General features: G+C 73.0%; 22 protein-coding genes and 1 pseudogene. 15 read left to right on the top strand and 8 right to left on the bottom strand.

The features are described from left to right. Nucleotides 1-13 precede the first annotated feature (13 nt). Nucleotides 14-2,227 (bottom strand): prolyl oligopeptidase family serine peptidase, encoded by a 2,214-nt coding sequence (locus tag ABZ370_RS27890; RefSeq protein WP_358626001.1) that lies wholly within the window; start codon nucleotides 2,225-2,227, stop codon nucleotides 14-16. A gap of 353 nt (nucleotides 2,228-2,580) precedes the next feature. Here ABZ370_RS27890 and ABZ370_RS27895 point away from each other — a divergent pair, with 353 nt between their 5' ends. The 8 genes from ABZ370_RS27895 to ABZ370_RS27930 all read left to right on the top strand — a co-directional run bounded on the left by ABZ370_RS27895 (nucleotide 2,581) and on the right by ABZ370_RS27930 (nucleotide 10,100). Beyond that, complete coding sequence (locus tag ABZ370_RS27895) at nucleotides 2,581-2,775, top strand: hypothetical protein (protein WP_055548098.1); 195 nt, start codon at nucleotides 2,581-2,583, stop codon at nucleotides 2,773-2,775. Nucleotides 2,776-2,860: 85 nt separating this feature from the next. Then, on the top strand, nucleotides 2,861-3,745 hold the full coding sequence (gene mshB / locus ABZ370_RS27900; protein ID WP_358626003.1) for an N-acetyl-1-D-myo-inositol-2-amino-2-deoxy-alpha-D-glucopyranoside deacetylase: 885 nt from the start codon (nucleotides 2,861-2,863) through the stop codon (nucleotides 3,743-3,745). Continuing rightward, complete coding sequence (locus tag ABZ370_RS27905; RefSeq protein WP_358626005.1) at nucleotides 3,742-4,110, top strand: DUF6113 family protein; 369 nt, start codon at nucleotides 3,742-3,744, stop codon at nucleotides 4,108-4,110. Before mshB ends, ABZ370_RS27905 begins: the two co-directional genes overlap by 4 nt. Before the next feature lie 217 nt (nucleotides 4,111-4,327). Continuing rightward, nucleotides 4,328-6,391 (top strand): hypothetical protein, encoded by a 2,064-nt coding sequence (locus tag ABZ370_RS27910; RefSeq protein ID WP_358626007.1) that lies wholly within the window; start codon nucleotides 4,328-4,330, stop codon nucleotides 6,389-6,391. A gap of 138 nt (nucleotides 6,392-6,529) precedes the next feature. Beyond that, the gene (locus tag ABZ370_RS27915) at nucleotides 6,530-7,504 is read left to right on the top strand and encodes an ABC transporter ATP-binding protein (protein ID WP_358626009.1); all 975 of its coding nucleotides are present in this window, start codon (nucleotides 6,530-6,532) and stop codon (nucleotides 7,502-7,504) included. Further along, nucleotides 7,501-8,244 carry an ABC transporter permease gene (locus ABZ370_RS27920; RefSeq protein WP_358626011.1) on the top strand — a complete coding sequence of 248 codons (744 nt, stop codon included), beginning with the start codon at nucleotides 7,501-7,503 and terminating at the stop codon, nucleotides 8,242-8,244. Before ABZ370_RS27915 ends, ABZ370_RS27920 begins: the two co-directional genes overlap by 4 nt. After that, nucleotides 8,241-9,467: a sensor histidine kinase gene (locus ABZ370_RS27925; RefSeq protein ID WP_358626013.1), complete on the top strand. Its 1,227-nt coding sequence runs from the start codon at nucleotides 8,241-8,243 to the stop codon at nucleotides 9,465-9,467. Before ABZ370_RS27920 ends, ABZ370_RS27925 begins: the two co-directional genes overlap by 4 nt. Nucleotides 9,468-9,494: 27 nt before the next feature. Then, the gene (locus ABZ370_RS27930) at nucleotides 9,495-10,100 is read left to right on the top strand and encodes a response regulator transcription factor (protein ID WP_358626015.1); all 606 of its coding nucleotides are present in this window, start codon (nucleotides 9,495-9,497) and stop codon (nucleotides 10,098-10,100) included. Nucleotides 10,101-10,112: 12 nt separating this feature from the next. On the opposite strand, the gene ABZ370_RS27935 is transcribed toward ABZ370_RS27930, so the two are convergent. Beyond that, on the bottom strand, nucleotides 10,113-10,937 hold the full coding sequence (locus ABZ370_RS27935) for a transglutaminase-like domain-containing protein (protein ID WP_358626017.1): 825 nt from the start codon (nucleotides 10,935-10,937) through the stop codon (nucleotides 10,113-10,115). 8 nt (nucleotides 10,938-10,945) lie between these two features. After that, a complete protein-coding gene (locus ABZ370_RS27940) occupies nucleotides 10,946-11,959 on the bottom strand; it encodes a GNAT family N-acetyltransferase (RefSeq protein WP_358626019.1) in 1,014 nt (337 codons plus the stop codon). A gap of 113 nt (nucleotides 11,960-12,072) precedes the next feature. Here ABZ370_RS27940 and fdxA point away from each other — a divergent pair, with 113 nt between their 5' ends. Next, on the top strand, nucleotides 12,073-12,399 hold the full coding sequence (fdxA, locus tag ABZ370_RS27945) for a ferredoxin (protein WP_014054705.1): 327 nt from the start codon (nucleotides 12,073-12,075) through the stop codon (nucleotides 12,397-12,399). 171 nt (nucleotides 12,400-12,570) lie between these two features. Continuing rightward, nucleotides 12,571-13,668, top strand: a complete 1,098-nt coding sequence (gene dapC, locus ABZ370_RS27950) for a succinyldiaminopimelate transaminase (protein ID WP_358626022.1) — start codon at nucleotides 12,571-12,573, stop codon at nucleotides 13,666-13,668. A 613-nt stretch (nucleotides 13,669-14,281) separates the two neighbouring features. Here dapC and ABZ370_RS27955 read toward each other — a convergent pair. Both ABZ370_RS27955 and ABZ370_RS27960 read right to left on the bottom strand, forming a co-directional pair. Next, nucleotides 14,282-14,470 (bottom strand): annotated as a pseudogene (locus ABZ370_RS27955) (ATP-binding protein); the annotation flags it as partial. A gap of 214 nt (nucleotides 14,471-14,684) precedes the next feature. Then, nucleotides 14,685-15,602: a hypothetical protein gene (locus ABZ370_RS27960; protein WP_358626024.1), complete on the bottom strand. Its 918-nt coding sequence runs from the start codon at nucleotides 15,600-15,602 to the stop codon at nucleotides 14,685-14,687. Between the two features lie 176 nt (nucleotides 15,603-15,778). On the opposite strand from ABZ370_RS27960, the gene dapE reads away from it, so the two are divergent. Next, nucleotides 15,779-16,849, top strand: coding sequence for a succinyl-diaminopimelate desuccinylase (gene dapE / locus ABZ370_RS27965; RefSeq protein ID WP_358626026.1), 1,071 nt, complete (start codon nucleotides 15,779-15,781; stop codon nucleotides 16,847-16,849). Nucleotides 16,850-16,989: 140 nt separating this feature from the next. After that, the gene (locus tag ABZ370_RS27970) at nucleotides 16,990-17,739 is read left to right on the top strand and encodes a TIGR00730 family Rossman fold protein (protein ID WP_358626028.1); all 750 of its coding nucleotides are present in this window, start codon (nucleotides 16,990-16,992) and stop codon (nucleotides 17,737-17,739) included. A gap of 63 nt (nucleotides 17,740-17,802) precedes the next feature. Here ABZ370_RS27970 and folP read toward each other — a convergent pair whose 3' ends face one another. Beyond that, nucleotides 17,803-18,663: a dihydropteroate synthase gene (folP, locus tag ABZ370_RS27975; protein ID WP_358626030.1), complete on the bottom strand. Its 861-nt coding sequence runs from the start codon at nucleotides 18,661-18,663 to the stop codon at nucleotides 17,803-17,805. 136 nt (nucleotides 18,664-18,799) lie between these two features. Here folP and ABZ370_RS27980 point away from each other — a divergent pair, with 136 nt between their 5' ends. Together ABZ370_RS27980 and ABZ370_RS27985 are read left to right on the top strand one after the other, a co-directional pair. After that, the gene (locus ABZ370_RS27980) at nucleotides 18,800-19,210 is read left to right on the top strand and encodes a DivIVA domain-containing protein (RefSeq protein ID WP_358626032.1); all 411 of its coding nucleotides are present in this window, start codon (nucleotides 18,800-18,802) and stop codon (nucleotides 19,208-19,210) included. Beyond that, nucleotides 19,207-19,803, top strand: a complete 597-nt coding sequence (locus ABZ370_RS27985) for a DNA-3-methyladenine glycosylase I (protein ID WP_358626034.1) — start codon at nucleotides 19,207-19,209, stop codon at nucleotides 19,801-19,803. The genes ABZ370_RS27980 and ABZ370_RS27985 overlap by 4 nt, the downstream gene beginning before the upstream one ends. 21 nt (nucleotides 19,804-19,824) lie before the next feature. Here ABZ370_RS27985 and ABZ370_RS27990 read toward each other — a convergent pair whose 3' ends face one another. Then, nucleotides 19,825-20,643 (bottom strand): enoyl-CoA hydratase-related protein, encoded by an 819-nt coding sequence (locus tag ABZ370_RS27990; protein WP_358626036.1) that lies wholly within the window; start codon nucleotides 20,641-20,643, stop codon nucleotides 19,825-19,827. A 225-nt stretch (nucleotides 20,644-20,868) separates the two neighbouring features. On the opposite strand from ABZ370_RS27990, the gene ABZ370_RS27995 reads away from it, so the two are divergent. Then, nucleotides 20,869-21,036, top strand: coding sequence for a DUF3117 domain-containing protein (locus ABZ370_RS27995; RefSeq protein WP_003966491.1), 168 nt, complete (start codon nucleotides 20,869-20,871; stop codon nucleotides 21,034-21,036). 172 nt (nucleotides 21,037-21,208) lie between these two features. Here the strand turns inward: ABZ370_RS27995 and ABZ370_RS28000 are convergent, their stop codons facing one another. Beyond that, complete coding sequence (locus tag ABZ370_RS28000) at nucleotides 21,209-21,877, bottom strand: class I SAM-dependent methyltransferase (protein WP_358626038.1); 669 nt, start codon at nucleotides 21,875-21,877, stop codon at nucleotides 21,209-21,211. Nucleotides 21,878-21,941 lie beyond the last annotated feature (64 nt).

Consider the following 21,941-nt stretch of genomic DNA (forward strand, 5'->3'; position numbering starts at 1 on the left):
CCGGGCTGGTGAGTCAGCCCGTCCCGAGCGACCGCTTCAGGAAGTCGACCTGGAGCAGGAGCAGGTTCTCGGCCACCTGCTCCTGCGGGGTCATATGCGTCACCCCGGAGAGCGGCAGCACCTCATGCGGGTGGCCCGCGGCCAGGAGTGCCGAGGACAGCCGCAGCGAGTGGGCGACGACCACGTTGTCGTCCGCCAGCCCGTGGATGATCATCATCGGGCAGGCCGGGCCCTCCGCCGCGCCGGACAGCCCCTCGTCCGTCACCAGCGAGTTCGCCGCGTACACCGCGGGCTGCTCCTCGGGGTGGCCCAGGTAGCGCTCGGTGTAGTGGGTGTCGTACAGCCGCCAGTCGGTGACCGGCGCGCCCACCACCGCCGCGTGGAAGACGTCGGGGCGGCGCAGCGCGGCGAGCCCGGCGAGGTAGCCGCCGTAGGACCAGCCGCGGATGGCGACCCGGCCGAGGTCCAGCGGGTAGCTCCCGGCGAGCGCGGTGAGCGCCTCGACCTGGTCCTCCAGGGTGACGGCCGCGAGGTCGTCGCGGACGGCCTTCTCCCAGGCGGGGGAGCGGCCGGGGGTGCCGCGCCCGTCGGCGACGATCACCGCGAAGCCCTGGTCGGCGAACCACTGCGAGGTGACGTACGCGTTGTGGGCGGCGACCACGCGCTGGCCGTGCGGTCCGCCGTACGGGTCCATCAGCACCGGCAGCGGCCCGTCGCCCTCGCTGTACCCGGTCGGCAGGAGCACCGCGCAGGGGATGTCGTTCTTGCCCGCGAAGGTGAGCTGCGGGCGTGCGGTGATGACGGGGGTCTCGGCATACGAGGCGATCTGGGCGACCGTCTCCGCGGTCCCGTGGTCGGCGGCCCGCAGCAGCTCCGCCCGGGCGCCGGGCCGGTCCGTCCCGGCGTAGGTGAGCGTGATGAGCCGGTCGCCGCGCATGGCGGAGTGCACGGCGGGGAAGGGGCGCTTGCCGACCGGTTCCCAGCCGCCCTGGTCGCCGCTGCCGCGGAACCAGGCGCGGTGGACGTCGATCTCGCCGGGCCGGTCGGGCAGCGCGGCCCCGGCGCCCGGGGAGGCGGAGAACAGCACGTCGTCCTCGCCGACGGAGAGGACCGCGCGCACCTGGAGGGCGCCGGAGGTGAGCTTGCGGTCGCCGACCATCAGGGCCCGGGCGCCGCCCTCGTCCGCGATCCGGACGAGCCGCCCGTCGGGGGTCCAGGCGGGCACACCGGGGAAGAGATCCAGCCATACCGGGTCCTCGTCGGCGTGCACGGTGCTGGTCCGTCCGGTTTTGGTGTCCACGGCCAGATAGCGCTGGCCGCGCTGGTCCCGGGCCTGGACGAGGAGCAGCGGCGGGCCGTAGGCCGACCAGTGCACCCGGGCGAGGTAGGGGTAGCGCTGCCGGTCCCACTCGATCTCCGTACGGGAGCCGTCCAGGCCCAGCAGGACGAGCCGCACCTCGGCGTCGGCGGTGCCCGCGGCCGGGTAGGCGACCTCGGCGGGCGCCTGGCCGGGGTGGGCGGGGTCGGCGATCCACCAGCGGCGTACGGGGGCGTCGTCGGCGCGGGCGACCAGCAGGGCGTCGCTGTCCGGGGACCACCAGAAGCCGCGGGTGCGGTCCATCTCCTCGGCCGCGATGAACTCCGCGAGACCGTAGGTGACGGTGTCGGCCTCCGGTTCGGCGAGCGCCCGGTCGCCGTCGCCGTCTCCCTGGCCGCTCTCGCCGCTCTCACCGTCGGTGCCGGTGCCGGCGCCGGTGTCCGTGACGCGCAGCGCGCCGTCCGCCACGTAGGCGACCCGGCGGCCGTCGGGGGAGGGGCGCGGGTCCACGACGGGACCGGGCACCCGCAGTTCGCGGGCCTCGCCGCGGATCAGATCGGAGACGAACAGCCGCCCGGAGAGGGCGAAGGCCGCCGTCTCCACGGCCCGGTCCACCGCGTAGCCGACCACTCCGGCCGAGCCCTCGCGGCTGCGCTCGCGGCGCGCCCGCTCCTCGGCGGACAGCTTCTCGTCCGCGCCGCCGAGCAGGGCCACCGGATCGGCGGCCGGGTACTCCCGCCGCCCGGCGACGTCGTACACCCACAGCAGCCCCGCCCGGTCGGTGCCGCCGCGGGACCGCAGGAAGACCACGCGGGAGTCGTCGGGGGCCACGGTGAAGGCCCGCGGTGCTCCGAGCGTGAAGCGCTGGGTGCGGGCGTGCTGCCGTGGGAAGGAGAGCTGTCCGGTCATGGGGCGAGCGTACGGGTCCTGAAGATCGCGAGGGGCGTACTGGCCGGTACACGCCTCGGGGCCTTACCGGCCGTCCCGCGAGCCGCCGTGCGGATCACTTGCCAGGGGCACAGTCCGGCCGTCCTGCGGCGAGAACAAGCCAGCTTCGTGGGCGTCCGGATGGCGGATAACCAGCGAGAAGTCGCCCTGGCCAAGCGCCAGTTCGTGCGATCAGGCATGCGCCCCTGTCATGCTCCCGTGCACCGACTCGTGCGCACGCGCCGATAGTTATGATCGATTGCGCATAGTGGGTAGGCCCCGTGTGGCATCAATATGTTGTCTGTCCGAGCGCGTGTTCCTGGAGGTGAGTCGCTGTGGCGCTCTCGATTTCGTTGTCCGTGCTGCTTCTGATCATCGTATTCATGCTGGTCAACAAGGCTGGGCTGAAAACCGCGCACGCGCTCATCTGTGTGCTGCTCGGTTTCTACCTGGCCAGCTCGTCGGTGGCACCGACGATCGACGACCTCACCACCAACGTGGCGAACATGATCGGCGACGTGAAGCTCTGAGCCGCTGACGGCGCGCAGGCGACGATTCACGGGGGCCCGGGCCCGCGATCCGCGGGCACCGGTGGGCGAATCGTAGGCTGTGGTCATGACCGTTCTTCCCGCCCGTCGTCTCCTCCTGGTGCACGCGCATCCGGATGACGAGTCGATCAACAACGGCGCGACCATGGCCAAGTACGCGGCCGAGGGTGCCCACGTCACCCTGGTGACCTGCACCCTCGGTGAAGAAGGCGAGGTCATTCCGGCATCCCTGGGCCACCTCGCCGCCGATCGCGATAACACCCTCGGCACCCACCGGATCGGTGAACTCGCCGCGGCCATGGAGGTGTTGGGCGTCCAGGACCACCGTTTCCTGGGCGGTCCGGGCAGATACCGCGACTCGGGCATGATGGGCGCCCCGCAGAACGACCGCCCCGACAGCTTCTGGCAGGCCGACCTCGACGAGGCCGCCTCCCACCTGGTGGCCGTGATCCGCGAGATCCGGCCGCAGGTCCTGGTCGCGTACGACGCGAACGGGGGCTACGGACACCCCGACCACATCCAGGCACACCGCGTCGCCACGCGCGCGGTGGAGCTGGCCGCGGGGCCGGTCTACCGCCCTGACCTGGGCGATCCCCACGAGGTCGACAGGGTCTACTGGAACTGCGTGCCGCGCGCGGCCGTCGAGGAGGGCTTCGCGCGACTGCGGGCGGCGGGCAAGGAGACGCCCTTCCCCGGCATCGCCACCGCCGACGACGTACCGGGCGTGGTGGACGACGCGGAGATCTCGGCGGTGATCGACGGCACCGCGTACGCCGCCGCGAAGACCGCCGCGATGCGCGCCCACGCCACCCAGATCGCGGTCGACGGACCCTTCTTCGCGCTCTCCAACGACCTGGGCCAGCCGCTGTTCGTCCGCGAGCACTACCGGCTCGTCAAGGGCGAGCCGGGCGCGGGGCGCGAGGACGACCTGTTCGCGGGGGTGACGGCATGACGGCCGCCCGTCTCGCGGGATACGCGCTGCTGGCCGTCCTCGGGGCCCTGGTGGCCGTCGCGGGCGCGGTGGTCCAAGGGCTCTGGTTCCCCGGCGGGTTGCTGCTCGCGCTGCTCGGCGTCGCGGCCGTGTGCTACGGCGGCGTCAAGGCGACCGACCGGCGGCTGGGCGGTGGCGTGCCCGCCGGGGCGTGGACGCTCGTGGTCCTGCTGCTCACCAGCGCCCGTCCGGAAGGGGACTTCCTCTTCGGTGCGGGCTTCGGTTCGTACGTATTCCTGCTGGGCGGCATGTTCCTCGGTGTGATGTGTGCCACCCTGCCGGTGGTGTCGCATCCGGGCGCGCTGGCGGCCCGACTTGGTAAGTGACGTGACGTTTACGGCGTGACGTCCCCGGGACCCGGCGCGATGTCCCGGGACCTCGGACGCTCCTCCGCCGACGCACGCCGACGCACGAGCAACGCACAAGGCGCGGCCATTGGACGGCCGCCAAGTACGCGACCGCGGCGCCCAGTATGGTGGTGCGCGCCGCCGAGCCGCCCGCGCGAGGTCTGACGGGCGGCGGAGCTAACTGGGAGAACCTGCTTTGAGCCGTGAATCTGACAGTTCGTCCTCCGGGGCCCGGGGAGGTGGCGGCGGTGCCGCCTATCCGTCGGGCACCCCGCCGTACGGATCGCGTCTGTCCCCGTCGCCGGAGGCCCTTCAGGGCGGCGTCGGTGATGGTGAGGCGGATACCGCGGCCAAGCCTGAGGACGCGAAGACCGAAACCACTCTGACGACCCGCATCCGGATCAACATCCCGGGTTCGCGGCCCATTCCGCCGCTCGTCATGCGCAAGACCGTCGAAGGGGACGGCGTGCCCGCCCCCCGCTCCGGTGAGGACGACGGGGACGGCGCCGAGAGCACCGGCGGCGCACTCCGGCCCGAAGCCATCCGCGCCCCGGAACTGGGCGCGGCGGCCGCCGAGGGGCGGGCGGACGGCGCCAAGGACCGTGAGGGCCGCGAGGGCCGCGAAAAGGGCGGCAAGGGCGACGGCGACAAGACCAGCGACTGGTTCGCCCCGCCCCGCCGCCCCAAGGGCTCCTCGACCACCCAGAGCACTCCGCTGCCCCCGGCGCCGGAGACCACCCAGCAGTTCCCCGTGCCTCCCCTGGGCGGCGGAACGCAGGCCGATCTGCCGTACTTCACGGACACCCCCGGCACCGGCGGCTACCCCGGGGCGCCGGAGCCCAGCGGCCCGACGACCGGCCCGGTCACCGGCGAGATGCGGATGCCCGGCGCCCCGGCGCGGGACGAGGACCTGCTGGCCCCGCCCGGCCCCGGCCCCGGCGCGCCGGGCCTGGCCGACAGCTCGGGCGTCGGCCCGCTGAACGGCGCGGTCGGGCAGCCCCCGACCCCGCCCGGCGGCTCGCCGCTGACCGGCAGCCTGGGCGCCACGACGGGGGCGAGCCCGACCGTGCAGCCCGGCCCGGCCGGTCCGCTCGGCGGCCCCGACACCGGCCACTCGCCGTCGCTCTTCCGTGACCCCGAGTTCACCTCCCCCGGCGGGCCGGATCAGGTCTCCAGCGACACCCTGGTCAGCGGGGTGCCCGTGGTCCCGTCGGCCGACACCGCGTCCGGCCCGCCCGCCCCGCCCACCGGGGACAGCGCCCCGCCGAGCAGTCCGGCACCCAAGGCGGGCAAGGCGGGCAAGCCGAAGAAGAAGGGCCGCTCCAAGCTGGTCATGCTCGGGGCCCTGGTGGTCGTCGCGGCCGGTGTCGCGTACGCCGCGGGCCTGGTGATGAACCACGCGGACGTGCCCAACGGCACCACCGTCCTCGGCGTCGACATCGGCGGCTCCTCCAAACAGGTGGCCACCGACAAGCTGGACACCGCGCTCGGCGGCCGCACCGGTGCCCCGCTGAAGGTGACCGTCGACGGCGAGCAGAAGGAGATCAAGCCGTCCGTCGCGGGCCTGGCCCTGGACACCGAGGCCACTGTGCGGAACGTCGCCGGCCGCGACTACAACCCGGTGACGGTCATCGGCTCGCTCTTCGGCGGTACCCACGAGGCCGAGCCCAGCGTGACGGTCGACGAGGAGAAGCTCCGGGACGCCCTCGGGCGGCTCGCGGGCAACTCGGGCACGGCGCGCGAGGGCACGATCGCGTTCAAGCCGGGCAAGGCCGTCCCCCTCTACGGCAAGGAGGGCCAGGGCCTGGACATCGACAAGGCGGTCGCCTCCGTCTCCAAGGCCTACCGCGAGCGGGCCGAGACCGGCAAGGACAAGCCGGTCGACCTGCCGGTCGTCGCCAAGCGGCCGACGGTCAGCAAGGCCGAGGTGGACGCGAAGATGAAGTCCTTCGCCCAGCCCGCGATGTCCGGCCTGATCACGATCAAGACGGATGACGCCCACTCCATCCAGTTCGGCCCGGACCGCTCGCTGCCGCAGATCCTCTCCATGCGGCCGATCGACGGCAAGCTCCAGCCGCACTTCGACCTGGCCGCGATCAAGAGGCTGTACGGCCAGACCTTCGACGGAGTGCTGATCGAGCGCGCCGACGGCTCCAAGAAGGCCGTCACCCCGCAGGAAGTGGCCATCGCCATGCGGACCGCGCTGCTGGGCAAGTCGACCGCCGACCGGACCCAGACCATCGCCACCTCGCCCAACTAGGGGCGTCCACCGGCCCCGCACGGCCCCCGTCCGGCATCCCCGGGCGGGGGCCGTGACCTTTACCCATGACATCTGTCATCTCCAGGTCACGACCACAGACACTGCCGCCGCCCGGTCCCGCTCGGCGAAGCTTGGGCCATGACAGCGACCACCGCACCCTCCGCCACCGGCGACCGGGCCCGCACCGCGCCCGCCCCGCCGGTGGTCAGCTTCACCGGCGTCAACAAGAGCTACGGCACCGTCCGCGCCGTGGCCGATCTCGAACTCCACCTCCACCCCGGCGAGACCATCGCCCTGCTGGGCCCCAACGGCGCGGGCAAGTCCTCCACCCTCGATCTGCTGCTCGGCCTGCGCACCCCCGACAGCGGCCGCGTCGAGGTCTTCGGCACCACTCCGCAGCAGGCCATCGCCCGCGGGCACGTCGGCGCGATGCTGCAGAGCGGCGTGACCGGCTGTCTCATGGAGGGGGTCACCGTCCGCGAACTGGTCCGGCTCGCCTGCGATCTGCACCCCCACGGCCACCCGGTCGACGAGGTCCTGGAGCGGGCGGGCATCACCGACATCGCGGGCCGCAAGGTGAACAAGCTCTCCGGCGGCCAGGAGCAGCGGGTGCGCTTCGCGTTCGCCACCGCGGGCGCCTCCGACCTGATCGTGCTGGACGAGCCGACGACCGGGATGGACGTCGCGTCCCGGCAGACCTTCTGGGGCACGATGCGCGAGCAGGCCCGGCAGGGCCGCACCATCCTGTTCGCCACCCACTACCTCGAAGAGGCCGACGAGATCGCCGACCGGGTGATCGTGCTGCACCGCGGCCGGGTGCTGGCGGACGGCTCGTCCGCCGAGATCAAGGCGATGGCCGGGGCCCGGCGGATCTCCTTCACCCTGGACGGCCCGCCCGACGAGGCGGCGCTGCGCGCCCTCCCCGCCCTGACCGGCCTCGACGTATCGGGGCGTACCGTACGGATGCGGTCCACCGACGCCGACGCGACCGTGCACGCGGTCTACGGGCTCGGGCTCTACCCGCGCGGCCTGGAGGTCGCCGGACTCGGCCTGGAGCAGGCCTTCCTCGCCATCACCGACGCCGCCACGACGCCTGAGGAGGCGGGACGATGACGACCCTGATCAAGCTGGAGATCCTCCGCGCCCTGCGCAACCGGAAGTTCATGTTCTTCACGGTCATCTACCCGTCCGCACTCTTTCTGATGATCGCGGGCAGCTCGGGGAAGACCGACCTCGTCCCCGGCACCCGGCTGTCGATGCCGCTCTACTACATGGTCGCGATGGCCTCCTTCGGCGCGCTGACCGCCGTCCTCATGGGCAACAGCGAGCGGATCGCCAAGGAGCGCGAGGGCGGCTGGGTGCGTCAGCTGCGGCTGACCTCGCTGCCCGGACGCGGCTATGTGATGGCCAAGATCGCCTCGGCCGCGGTCGCCACCCTGCCCTCCATCGTGGTCGTCTTCATCGTGGCCGCCGCCGCCAAGGGCGTACGGCTGGGCGCCGCCTGGGAGTGGATCGCGCTGACCGGTGCGATCTGGGCGGGCTCGCTGGTCTTCGCCGCCCTGGGCGTGGCCATCGGCTACCTGGCCTCCGGCGACGCGGTCCGCCCCCTGACGATGATCATCTACTTCGGTCTGTCGATCCTCGGCGGCCTGTGGATGCCCACCACCACCTACCCGCGGTGGCTTCAGAACGTCGGCGACTGGCTGCCCACCCACGCCTACGCCGCGCTCGGCCAGGCGATCGAGCTGGGCAACGCCCCGCACCTCAAGGACGTGGCCCTGCTCGCCGCCTATCTGGTCCTGTTCGCGGGCGCCGCGGCGTGGCTGTACCGCAAGGACACCCGTACGGCATGAACCGGCCGACCTGGTGGCGCGACGCCTACGAAGCCTACGAGGACGATACGGACGCTCCGGCCATCGGCCAGAGCCCCGACAACCGGCGGCAGGCCCTGATCAAGCTGTTGTGGATCGGGATCTGGATGGCCTACATGGGCGCGCCGCTGAGCGACCTCGCGGACGGCCACCACACCACCCTCGCCACCGTGTTCGGCGCGCTCGGCCTGCTGGTCTTCGTCGGCATCTATCTGGTGCTGGTCTTCCGGCACACCGGCCGGAACCTGGCCCGGACCGCCGTCCACCGGGCGCTGGGCACGATCTGCGTGCTCGCCGCCGTCCTCACGGTCACCCTGGGCGAGCCCTGGCTGGTGCTCGCCGTCTATGTCTCCGTCGCCTTCGGCGCGGTCCTGCCGACCCGGCTCGCCCGGTGGGCGATCCCGCTGAACACCGTCGCCATGGTGGGCGCCGGGCTGCTGGTCCGCGGCTCGCACGACCTGATGTCCGCCCTCGTCGTCCCGTCCCTGCTCGGCGGCTTCGCGATGAGCGCGGTGCGGCAGATGGTCCGTACGACCCGGGCGCTGCGCGAAGCCCGCGCCACCGTCGCCCAGCTCGCCGCCAACGAGGAGCGGCTGCGGCTCGCCCGCGACCTGCACGACCTGCTCGGCCACTCGCTCTCGCTGATCACGCTCAAGAGCGAACTGGCGGGACGGATGCTGCCCGGCAAGCCCGAACAGGCCGCGCAGCAGGTCGCCGACATCGAACGGGTCAGCCGCCAGGCCCTGGTCGACGTGCGGGAGGCGGTGAGCGGCTTCCGCCGCCCCACCCTGGAGGCCGAGCTGGCCGGGGCCCGCACCGCGCTCGCCGCCGCGGGCATCACCGCCGACCTGCACCGGGCCGGGGCCCACCACCCGGACCTCCCGCCCGACCAGGAGGGCGCGCTGGCCTGGGCGCTGCGCGAGGCGGTCACCAACGTGGTCCGGCACAGCGGGGCGCGCCGCTGCGCCGTCACCCTCTCCGAGGAGGACGACGAGCTGTGCCTGACCGTCACCGACGACGGCCGCGGCACGACCGGCGCGCACGGCAACGGGCTGACCGGCCTGGCCGAACGGCTCCAGCTGGCCGACGGCCGCCTGGAGACCGGCCCGGGCGCCCACGGCGGCTTCACCCTCCGCGCCCTGGCCCCCCTCTCCCGCGGCGCCACCCCTGCCCCCCTCCCCACCGAACCCGCCCCCGGCCCCTGACCGGCCACCGCCCGATACGCTGCCCGGATGATCCGGGTACTGCTCGCCGAGGACCAGTCCATGGTGCGGGAGGCGCTCGCCGCGCTGCTCGGGCTGGAGGATGAGATCGAGGTCGTCGCCCAGGTGGCCCGCGGCGACGAGGTGGTGGACGCGGCACTGGCCCACGGGCCCGACGTCGCGCTGCTGGACATCGAGATGCCGGGCGCGAGCGGCATCGAGGCCGCCGCGGCGCTGCACCGGGCCGCGCCCGGGGTGCGGATCGTGATTCTGACGACCTTCGGCCGCCCCGGCTATCTGCGCCGGGCGATGGAGTCCGGCGCCGACGCCTTCCTGGTCAAGGACGCCCCCGCCGCCCAGCTCGCGGACGCGATACGGCGGGTGCTGTGCGGCGAACGGGTCATCGATCCGACCCTGGCCGCGGCGGCGCTGGTGGACGGGGCCAGCCCGCTGACCGCGCGGGAGCGCGAGGTGCTGGGCGCCTCGGCGGACGGGTCGACCAACGCCGAACTGGCCCGGGCGCTGAACCTGTCGCAGGGCACGGTCCGCAACTACCTCTCCACGGCCATCCAGAAGACCGCCGCCCGCAACCGGGCCGAGGCGGTCCGCATCGCCCGCGACAAGGGCTGGCTATGAGGGGGACAGGCTTCAGTTGAGCCGGGCGCGGGCCGCGTTCGCCTGGCGCCGTACCGCCTCCGCCGCCTCCGGCTCCATCACGGCCACCACCTCCGCGTACTCCTCCAGCTCCCGCGCCCCGGTGAGGAAGTCGCCGCGTTCGACCAGCAGCTGCGCCCGCTCGTAGCGCAGCCGGGCGGGGTGGCTGGGCAGCAGCAGCGACAGCTCGACCGCCCACAGCTGGACACCGGTGCGTTCGGGGCGGGCGGCGGCCCAGGCGCGGACGTTGTTGAGGATGCGCAGCATCATGTCCAGCGGATCGGCCGGGCCCAGCACCGACGGTTCCGGCGGCGCGCCGGTGGCCCCCGACACCAGCAGCGCCGCGTCCTGGCCGGACAGCCTCCGGCCGCCGTCGAACGGGTCGGCCAGCACATGCTCCCCGTACGGATCGCCGAAGCCGACCACGAAGTGGCCCGGCAGCGCGACCCCGTACACCGGCGCGCCCGCGCGCCGCGCGACCTCCATCCACACCAGCGACAGCAGGATCGGCAGCCCGCGGCGGCGCCGCAGCACCTGGTGGAGCAGCGAGGACTCCAGCCGTCGGTAGTCGGCCGCGGCGCCCCGGAAGCCGTACCGCTCGCCGAGGACCCGGGCGAGCGCGTCGGCCCAGGCGGCGGGCGTGCCGGGGGCGAAGGAAACCTCACCGGCCAGCCGGTCGAGTTCGATCTGTGCCTCGTCGATCCCGCTCTCGTCCAGCCCGTCGCCGGCCTCCAGGCCCATCAGCAGGCACAGCAGGGCCAGGTCGGGGCGCTCCTCGCGGGCCGCGTCGGCGAATCTGCGGCGGGGTGTCTCGTTCATGCGCTCGTTCATGCGCTATCGGTGCCGGGGGCGCGCCAGTGGTGGTAGGTGTGGTGGAGGGTGAAGCCCATGCCGTCGTAGAGGGCGTGGGCGCCGCCGTTGTCCGTCTCGACCTGGAGGTACGCGGCCGAGGCGCCGTCGTCCAGCGCCGTGCGGGCCAGCGCGGTCATCACGGCCCGGGCCAGGCCCTCCCGGCGCCGCTCCGGCGCGGTCTCCACCGCCGCGAACCCGGCCCAGCGGCCGTCCACCACACAGCGGCCGATCGCGGCCGGGGCCTCTGCCGCCTCCCCGCGTATCGTCGCGAACCACACCGACGGGCCGCCGGAGAGCACCGACAGCGCCTCGGGGGTGGGCCGGGAGGAGCGCTGGTAGCGGGCCAGCCAGTCGTCGTCGATCTGCCGGGAGACCGTCACGGCCGAGACGTCGGCGTCCTGGTCGGCGATCGGGGCCAGCGCCGCGATGCGCACCTGCGCGGAGACCTCCTGGGTCCAGCCGCGCGCCTCCAGCTCCGCGGCCAGCACCTCCTGGGTGGACTCGGCACCCGTGCTGACCTGGACGTACGCGGGCAGCCCGCGCTCGGCGTACCAGTCGGTCACCCGGCGCAGCGCCTCGTCCAGCGGGCAGCCGGGGTCGCCGAGCGGCAGGACGGAGTTGGCGCGGCGGGTGAACCCGCCGGACGCGCGCAGCTCCCACTCGCCCAGCCGCTCGCTCGTCATCGGCGGCCAGCCGCGGGCGGCGACCCGGTCCAGCTCGCGCGCGTTCGCCGCCGGGCCCCGGCGACGGGCCGGTGCGGCGGGCACCACCTTGCCCGCGACCAGCGAGGACTCCTGGATTCTGAGGGACTCACCAGTCCGGCGGGTGATGTGCAGCACACCACCGGTCCACGATGTGAGAACCCCGACCACATCGGTGTACCTCTCAGGGCCGTCGAGGTCGCCCGTCAGCAGCCTCACAGACACCCGTTTGCGCACGTCACCGGGGGTGATTCGGGCCTCTAGCCGTCCGCCGGTGGTGAAATCCACAGCTCTGCCAACCCCTCATGTGCGTCTGGTGCCCAGGAACGGAGATACTAGATGCGGGCATCGACGACGCCGCGCTCCCGCGCGATTACAGCCCTAAGAGGAGGAACGACAGCGTGACCTACGTCATCGCGCAGCCTTGTGTCGACCTGAAGGACAAGGCGTGCATCGAGGAGTGCCCCGTCGACTGTATCTACGAGGGCCAGCGGTCCTTGTACATCCACCCGGACGAATGCGTCGACTGCGGGGCCTGTGAGCCGGTCTGCCCGGTTGAGGCGATCTTCTACGAGGACGACACTCCGGAAGAGTGGAAGGACTACTACAAGGCGAACGTCGAGTTCTTCGACGAGCTCGGTTCGCCCGGCGGTGCGAGCAAGCTCGGCCTGATCGAGCGCGACCACCCGTTCATCGCCGCGCTTCCGCCGCAGGAGCACGACGAGTGACCCTGCCCCGGATTTGAGACCCGGCGCGGCCTTCGGTCCCGTATGGCATGTGGCCTGCGGGACCGGGCTGTTCCCGGGCATCCACCGGGATTCCCGGGGCGCGGCGGGTGCCGGACGTGGTGCCGGACACCCCTGACGCCCCGGGCTGTTTCGAAGAAAGCGAGCCACCCCGTGCCACCCGTCTCCGCCCGCCTCCCGGTCTTCCCCTGGGACCGGCTCGAACCGTACAAGGCGACCGCCGCCGCCCATCCGGACGGCATCGTCGACCTCTCGGTGGGCACCCCCGTCGACCCGGTCCCCGAGCTGATCCGCGCCGCGCTGGCCGGTGCGGCGGACAGCCCCGGCTATCCGACCGTCTGGGGCACCCCCGCGCTGCGGGACGCGCTGACCGGCTGGGTGGAGCGGCGGCTGGGCGCGGAGCGGGTCGCCCACACCCAGGTGCTGCCGGTGGTCGGCTCGAAGGAGCTGGTGGCCTCGCTGCCCACGCAGCTGGGCCTCGGCCCCGGCGACAAGGTCGCCTTCCCGCGGCTCGCCTACCCGACGTACGAGGTGGGCGCGCGGCTCGCGGGCGCCGAGCCGGTGCCGTACGACACCTTCGCGGACCTGGACCCGGCGGGGCTGAAGCTGCTGTGGCTGAACTCGCCGTCCAACCCCACCGGCCGGGTGCTGTCCCGGGACGAGCTGCGGGCCGCGGTCGAGTGGGCCCGGACCCACGGGGTGCTCCTCGTCAGCGACGAGTGCTACCTGGAGCTGGGCTGGGAGGCGGACCCGGTGTCCGTTCTGCACCCGGAGATCTCCGGCGGCCGCTTCGACGGGCTGGTCGCGGTCCACTCGCTGTCCAAGCGGTCCAACCTGGCGGGCTACCGCGCGGCGTTCCTCGCCGGTGACGAGAGCGTGCTCGGCGAGCTGCTGAAGATCCGCAAGCATGGCGGGATGATGGTGCCCGCGCCGGTGCAGGCCGCCACGGTGGCCGCGCTCGGCGACGACAAGCACGTCGCGGAGCAGCGCGAGCGCTACGAGGCGCGGCGGGCCGCGCTGCGCGGCGCGCTGGAGGGGTACGGCTTCCGCATCGAGCACAGCGAGGCGTCGCTGTACCTGTGGGCCACCCGCGACGAGCCCTGCTGGGACACCGTCGGCGCGCTGGCCGAGCTGGGCATCCTGGTGGCGCCCGGCGAGTTCTACGGCCCGGCGGGCGGGGAACACGTCCGTGTGGCGTTCACCGCGACGGACGAGCGCGTGGCGGCGGCGGTCCGCCGCCTGGCTGGCTGACGACGGACCTTCCGGACGACGAACCTTCCGGGCGCCGGATCTTCCTGACCACGAACGACGACGAACCGGGGCGCCCCCGCGGCCGTAGCGGCAGGGGCGCCTGGTCTTTCGGTCCAGCGGCGGCAGATCAGCCCAGCAGCGGCAGGCCCTTGATCGGGAGGCCCTTGACCGGCAGCTCGTCGGCCGCCTGAGGGGCGACGGGCGCGGCCTGCTGAGGCGCCGGGACGGCCGCCGGAGCGGGCAGCGGAGCCGGAACCGGTGCCGGGACGGGCGCCGGGGCGGGGGCGGGGCGCTTGGCGGCGTGCAGACCCTTGCCCTTGGCCAGGCCCTTGCTCATGCCCGCCGCCTTGTGCTTGCCCTTGGCGTGCAGCCCGCCCTTGCCCCTGGCGTGGGCGCCGCCCTTGCCCCTGGCGTGGGCGCCGCCCTTGCCCTTCCCCTTGCCCATGCCGTCCTTGGCGGCGTGGGCCTTGGCCTTGGCCTGGGTGCCCTTGGCCGGGGCGGGCTTCTCCGCCTTCTCCGCCGTGGCGGGCTGGGCGGCCGCGGACTTCTCCGGGGCGGTCTGCGCCGGGGCGGCCTTGGCCGGGAGAATCTCCTTGACGGTCCGCCCGGCCTGCTGCGAGGCGACGTCGGCCAGCTCACCGACGGAGGAGGGGTCCAGCGCGCTCAGCCCGCCCAGCTTGGGGGTCTGCGGCAGCGCCGTATCCGCCGCACTCGCGGCGTCGGCGGCACCGACCACGGGAGTCGCGCTCGCCGCGACCAGCAGCGCGGCCCGAGCGATCCGACGCGTGAGAGGGAGGGACATGGTTCTCCTTTGACGGGGGGACATATGGCGTGAAGTGTCCAGCCATCGGACGCAGTGAATATCGCGTGAGCCGCGTGAAGGTTGCGGTGCGGCTAGGTAAAGAATTGATAATGCGTCGCATTATCCGTTTACGCGCAAAACATGCGTCCACAGTGGCTGTTCGACGCCCTGTTAATGCCCCGCCAGCGGCGCTGAGCTGCGGCGATCTATCCCGTTAACGCGTGAGGGAGAGTCGTATATCCGGCCCGGAACTCTTGTCGGACGTGCTCCAGCCGTCCCCTGAATTCCGGGCGGTCCATATGTGCTTGCCGTAAGAGACCCGTTCGATGCGCAACTCGTCCGAGTGAGCCACCGCCCAATAGGCCAGCTCCCAGCCGCGTTCCGTCCTGCCGCCCCGGGCCGAGGCGTCCGCCACCGGGACCAGCACCTCCCGGGAGGTCCCGGCGTGGCTGCCGCCGCCCTGGCCCGCCACGCCCAGCCGCGACCGGCCGTCCGCGCCGAACTCCCGCTTCAGCGCCGCCTGGAGGCGCGCCGGATCGCCCGTCTTCCCGTCGTCCGGCGGGCCCGGACAGCTGAAGGCGGCCGCCGAACGCCCGGTGAGGGTCGCGGTCAGCACCACGGCCTCCGTCTCGTGCTTCGCGTACGCCTGCGGGAAACCGCTGTACTGCACCCGCTGCGCGGCCACCGTGAGCGGCAGCCGCGAGTAGCCGGGCACCTTCACCAGGTGGTCGTAGAACCGTCCGGCCGCGTACACCGGGTCCTGGATCTGCCGGGCCGTTCCCCAGCCCTGGGAGGGGCGTTGCTGGAACAGGCCGAGCGAATCCCGGTCGCCGTGGGTGATGTTGCGCAGCCCCGACTCCTGGAGCGCGGTGGCGAGCGCGATGGTGACGGCTCGTTCCGGCAGCCCGCGGGAGGCGGCCACGGCCTCGATCGTCGCGGCGTTCACGGCCTGTTCGGGGTCGAGCGGTACATCGCCGCCCTCGGCCCGCGCCACGCAGCGCGGCGGCCCGACGCCGGCGGTCAGCAGATGTACCGCTACGTACGCGGCGAGCCCCAGCAGAACGGCACACGCGATCGCGGCACGGAGCAGACGGGGGCGGCTGGAGACGACGGACCGGGGCACGCGGCCCACGGTACTGGGTGGCCCGCTTGCCGGTGCGGCACAGGGGCCGGGGGTGGGGAAGGCCACGCGCCCGAGCCCGGGGCGAGTCCGCGCCCGAGTCCGCGCCCGAGTCCGGGGCCGAGCCCGATTCCGGGCACCGGGCCGCCGCGGCGGGCGGTCCGCAGGCGCGGGTTAGGGTCACGGGTATGGCACACCCAGCACTCGACCTGTCCCTGGACGCGGCCCGGCTCACCGCCCGGCTCGTCGACTTCCCCTCGGTCAGCGGCGACGAGAAGGCGCTCGCCGACGCCGTCGAGCAGGCCCTGCGCGCCCTGCCGCATCTGACCGTCGACCGGGACGGGGACGCCGTCGTCGCCCGCACGCAGCTGGGGCGTGCCGAACGGGTCGTGCTGGCCGGACACCTCGACACCGTGCCGATCGCCGACAACGTGCCGTCCCGGCTGGACGAGGACGGCACGCTGTGGGGCTGCGGCACCTCCGACATGAAGTCCGGCGTCGCCGTGCAGCTGCGCATCGCCGCGACCGTGCCCGAGCCCAACCGCGACCTCACCTTCGTCTTCTACGACCATGAGGAGGTCGCCGCCGAGCTGAACGGGCTGAAGCGGCTGGCCGAGCACCACCCCGAGTGGCTGGCCGCCGACTTCGCCGTGCTGCTGGAGGGCACCGAGGGCAAGGTCGAGGGCGGCTGCCAGGGCACGCTCCGGGTGCGGGTGACCACGGGCGGGCACCGCTCCCACTCCGCGCGCGGCTGGCTCGGTGAGAACGCCATCCACAAGGCCGCCCCGATCCTCGACCGGCTGGCCGCGTACGAGCCGCGACACGTCGGCATCGACGGGCTCACCTACCGCGAGGGGCTGAACGCGGTGGGCATCGAGGGCGGGATCGCGGGCAACGTCATCCCCGACGCCTGCGCCGTCACCGTGAACTACCGCTTCGCACCGGACCGTTCGGAGGCGGAGGCGCTGGCCCACGTCCGCGAGGTCTTCGACGGCTTCGAGGTGACCGCCACCGACACCGCGCCCGGCGCCCTGCCGGGGCTGTCCCACCCGTCGGCCGCCGCGTTCGTGGCGGCGATCGGTGAGGAGGCGGCCCCCAAGTTCGGCTGGACGGATGTCGCCCGTTTCTCGGCGCTCGGCGTGCCCGCGGTGAATTACGGCCCCGGGGACCCCAAGCTGGCCCATACCCGCGAGGAGCACGTGGACACCGCGCTGATCCTTCAGGCCGAGGAGCGGCTGCGGGTCTGGCTGACCGGCTGAGCCCCCCGCTCCGCTTCCCCGCGGATCAGAGACGCAGATCAGAGAACAGATGAGCGTGGCGCGGATTTCGGCTTTTCGCCGCCCGGTGGGCCTACGCTGAACCACAGATCTTGACAGATCTTGGCGAAGGGAGCACACAAATGGGCAACGCCGAGGAAGAGCGAGCGCTGCGGGAGCAGCGTCTGGGCCCGGTCGTGCGCCGTCGCCACCAGATGCGGCCCGGTACGACCGATCAGCGGCTGCTGGACAGCCAGGGAGCCACCCACTGGGTGCACGAGGATCCGTTCCGGGTGATGCGCATCCAGTCGGAGTTCGTCGAGGGCTTCGGCACCCTGGCCGAACTCGGCCGGGCGGTCAGCGTGTTCGGCTCCGCCCGTACGCCCGAGGGATCACCGGAGTACGAGGCCGGGGTGAAGATCGGGCGGGCCCTGGCCGAGGCCGGGTTCGGGGTGATCACCGGGGGCGGCCCCGGTGCGATGGAGGCCGCCAACCGCGGTGCCAGCGAGGCGGGCGGCGTCTCCGTCGGCCTCGGTATCGAACTGCCGTACGAACAAGGGCTGAATCCGTACGTCGACATCGGCGTGAACTTCCGCTACTTCTTCGTACGGAAGACGATGTTCGTGAAGTACGCCCAGGGGTTCGTGGTGCTGCCCGGCGGTCTCGGCACCCTCGACGAGTGCTTCGAGGCCCTGACCCTGGTGCAGACGAAGAAGGTGACCCGGTTCCCGATCGTCCTCTTCGGCAGCTCCTACTGGGGCGGTCTGGTCCACTGGCTGGAGCACACGCTGATCGCCCAGGGCAAGGCGTCCCGGCAGGACCTGGAGCTGTTCCACCTCACCGACGACATCGACGAGGTGGTCGACCTGGTGACCAAGGAGTCCGGCAGCTGACCGACCCCGGGGGGCGTCCTGACGCGTCAGGAAGTCTCTTGACGCGTCAGGCTTCGTGGCGCGTCAGGCCAGTCCCCGGCGGGCGACCGCCGGGGGCCGGTGGCCCGCGATGGACGAGACCATGTCCAGTACCTGACGGGTCTCGGCCACCTCGTGCACCCGGTAGACCTGGGCGCCCAGCCAGGCGGAGACCGCCGTCGTCGCGAGCGTCCCGATCACCCGCTCCTTGACCGGGCGGTCCAGCGTCTCGCCCACGAAGTCCTTGTTGGACAGCGAGACCAGCACCGGCCAGCCGGTCTCCCTCAGCTCCCCGAGCCGCCGGGTGGCCTCCAGCGAGTGGCGGGTGTTCTTCCCGAAGTCATGGCCCGGGTCGATCATGATCCCGTCGCGCCGGACGCCCAGCCCGGCCGCGCGCTCCGCGAGCCCCACGGTGACCCGCAGGATGTCCGCCACCACGTCGTCGTAGCCGATCCGGTGCGGCCGGGTGCGCGGTTCGGCCCCGCCCGCGTGGGTACAGACCAGCCCGGCGCCGTACCGGGCGGCGACCTCGGCCAGCCGGGGGTCGACGCCGCCCCAGGCGTCGTTGAGCACGTCCGCGCCCGCTTCGCAGACCGCCTCGCCGACCTCGTGCCGCCAGGTGTCCACGCTGATCACCACGTCCGGGTGGCGCCGCCGGACCTCGGTCACGAAGCCGACCGTGCGCCGCGCCTCCTCGGCGGCGCTCACCTCGTCCCCGGGACCGGCCTTCACCCCGCCGATGTCGATGATCGCGGCGCCGTCCGCGACGGCCTGCTCGACCCGGGTGAGCGCGGGCTCGTCGCGGAAGGTCGCACCCTGGTCGTAGAAGGAGTCCGGCGTCCGGTTGACGATCGCCATGATCACTCGCTCGTTCTCGTCGAACTCGCGTCGGCCCAGCCGCAGCATGCGTACTTCCTCTCAGGTGTCCGGCAGCGACGATAACTGTCAGTGGGGCATGGCACGATCGGGTCTAACTGTTGACGGGGCCGACGCCCCCCTGTGACGCCGTGGCCCGATGCCCTAGCCGAGGAGAACGATCACCGTGTTTCTGTTCTTGCTGATCACGCTGGTCGTCGTGGTCGGCGCGGTCACCCTGGCCGTGGTGGGCGGCGGCGACGGCGGCCAGCTGTCGGAGGCGCCGCCCGACCGGCTGGACGACCCGCTCCCCGCCGACCGGCCGCTGGACCGGGACGATGTCGAGGCGCTGCGGCTGCCGATGACGCTGCGCGGCTACCGGATGTCGGACGTGGACGACGTGCTGGGGCGGCTCGGCGCCGAGCTGGCCGAGCGGGACGCCCGGATCGCCGAGCTGGAGGAGGCCCTGGCGGGCGCGCGGACCCCGGCGGGGTTCGGGGACGGCAAACCGGCCGAGGGCCCGGCGCAATACCCGCCGGACTACTCACCGGACCGCCCGGCCGACTACCCGGCCGACTTCGACGGGAGCGGAGCGTGAGCGCCCAGGGCGCGGTCGCCGGAGCGGACGGCCTGGCGCGCTGCCCCTGGGGGCTGGAGCCGGAGTCCATGGCGGACTACCGCGAGTACCACGACACGGAGTGGGGCCGTCCGGTCCGTGGCGATGACGCGCTGTACGAGCGGATCTGTCTGGAGGCGTTCCAGTCCGGGCTGTCCTGGCTGACGATCCTGCGCCGCCGGGAGGGGTTCCGGGCCGCCTTCGCCGACTTCCGGATCAAGGCGGTCGCGGAGTTCACCGAGGCCGACGAGCAGCGGCTGCTCGCCGACCCCGGCATCATCCGCAACCGGGCCAAGATCGCGGCCACGGTCGGCAATGCCCGGGCCGCGGCGGAGCTGGCCGGGGGCGAGCTGGAGGAGCTGATCTGGTCCTACGCCCCCGACCCCGTGGCGCGCCCGGTCCCGCACACCATGGCCGACGTCCCGGCGATCACCCCGGAGTCCACGGCGCTCAGCCGAGAGCTGAAGAAGCGCGGCTTCCGTTTCGTCGGGCCCACCACGGCCTACGCCCTGATGCAGGCCTGCGGCCTGGTCAATGATCACCTGGCCGACTGCCACGTCCGGGACAGCGTCTGAGCAGCCGGGTCAGCAGCCCGATCAGCGGCCTGTGAACCGTGGCTGCTGCTTCTGGACGAAGGCGTCCACCGCGGTGCGGTGGTCCTCCGAGGCGCCCGCCCGGCGCTGGAGCTCGTCCTCCTTGGTCAGAGAGTCGGTGAGGCTGTGCCCGGCCGCGTAAGCGAGCGATTCCTTGATCGCCGCGTAGGCCGCGGTCGGCCCCTCGGCCAGCCGTCGGGCGACCGCCGCCGCTTCGGCGGACAGCTCCGCGGCGGGCACGACCCGGTTGGCGATGCCCAGCTCCAGCGCCTCCGCCGCGCTGACACCGCGCGGGAAGAGCAGCAGGTCGGCGGCGCGGCCATGGCCGATCAGGCGCTGCAGGGTCCAGGAGACGCCGGAGTCGGCGGTGAGCGCGACGCCCGCGAACGAGGTGTTGAACGAGGCGGTGTCGGCCACGATCCGGTAGTCGGCGGCGAAGGCGAAGCCCGCCCCGGCCCCGGCCGCGACCCCGTTCACCGCCGCGATCACCGGCTTCGGCATCCCGGCGATCGCGGTCACGATCGGGTTGTAGTGCAGCGAGACGGTGGTCATCGTCGAGCCCTCGCCCTGCTCCCCCCGGGCGTGCGCCTCGCGGTCGGCGGCCAGCAGCCCGATGTGCTCCTTGAGGTCCTGCCCGACGCAGAAAGCCCGCCCGGTGCCGGTGAGCAGGACGGCCCGGACCGCCGGATCTTCGGCGGCCTGCAGCAGCGCGTCGCGCAGCGCCACCTTGGTGTCGATGTTGAGCGCGTTCATGGCGTCGGGACGATTCAAAGTGATCGTCGCGAGGCCGTCGGCCAGGTCGTAAAGCACGGTGTCGGTCATAAGCGGCCCTCCCGTGGGCAGGTGTTCGGTCGCGGCGGGCGTACGTTATCGCGATCGCCTCCCCGAATTGAGTGGTTTTGGGGGACCGCCTTGCATGGGGGTTGCCGACCGATGTTGGTCATCGGGTCATGGCATGCGGGATAATGAATGAGAAGCAACGTGTTCGATGCCGGTGACGCCTGGGTTGTCGGCTGCGATGAGCTGGTTTCAGGAAGGGGAACGAGCATGGCGGCCATGAAGCCGCGGACGGGCGACGGCCCGCTCGAGGTGACCAAGGAGGGGCGGGGCATCGTCATGCGCGTTCCGCTCGAAGGCGGCGGTCGGCTCGTCGTCGAGCTGACACCCGACGAGGCCGACGCGCTCGGCGATGCACTGAAGAAGGTTGTCGGCTGAGCCACCGGCCCCACCATCACCCGAGTCCCGCCCCGGCGTCCGGTACGAGGTACCGGACGCCGGGGCGGGGCTGTGTGCGGGGACCGTCGTCCGCCGTTTCGGTGAGGCTTCGGCGAGATGGGTTCCGGGGCCTCGGCCACCGCCGTTGACGCCATCGCCGTTGACCGGGGCGTCAGCCGCCGCGGTTGACGGCGCACAGCAGGCCGTCCCCGACCGGCAGCAGCGAGGACTGCAGCACGGTGGACTCGCGCACGGTACGCAGCAGCTCACGCACCCGCAGCACCTCGGCGGGCTGGGCGGCCGAGTCCACGGTCCGCCCGTTGGCGAAGACCCCCTCGAAGCAGACCAGGCCGCCCGGCCGCAGCAGCCGCAGGGCTTCCTCCAGGTAGTCCAGGCACTCCAGCCGGTCACCGTCGCAGAACACCAGGTCGTAGCCGCCGTCGGCGAGCCGGGGGAGGACGTCCAGGGCGTGGCCGGGGATGAAGCGCGCCCGGTTTCCGGCGAACCCGGCGGCCCGGAACGCCTGCTTGGCGAACTGCTGCATCTCGGGTTCGGTGTCGACGGTGGTCAGCACGCCGTCGGGGCGCATGCCGTGCAGGAGATGGATGCCGGAGACGCCGGTCCCGGTGCCGATCTCGGCGACGGCCTTGGCGTCCGCGGCGGCGGCGAGCAGGCCCAGCGCGGCGCCGGTGCCCGCGGACACTGAGCGCAGCCCTGCCTCCCGGGCCCGGTCACGGGCCCAGTGAAGGGCTTCGTCCTCGGCGACAAACGCGTCGGCGAACGCCCAGCTCGTCTGCCGGTTGCCGGTAATGACCCTCTCCTGTCCCCGTAGTTGGCGCAACGGTGACTGTATCCGCTGGGCACGGGAACCCGCAGATGGGACCAGCCGTTGTAGAGGGAAGGGG

Source organism: Streptomyces sp. NPDC005962 (assembly GCF_040629205.1).
Classification (GTDB): Bacteria; Actinomycetota; Actinomycetes; order Streptomycetales; family Streptomycetaceae; genus Streptomyces.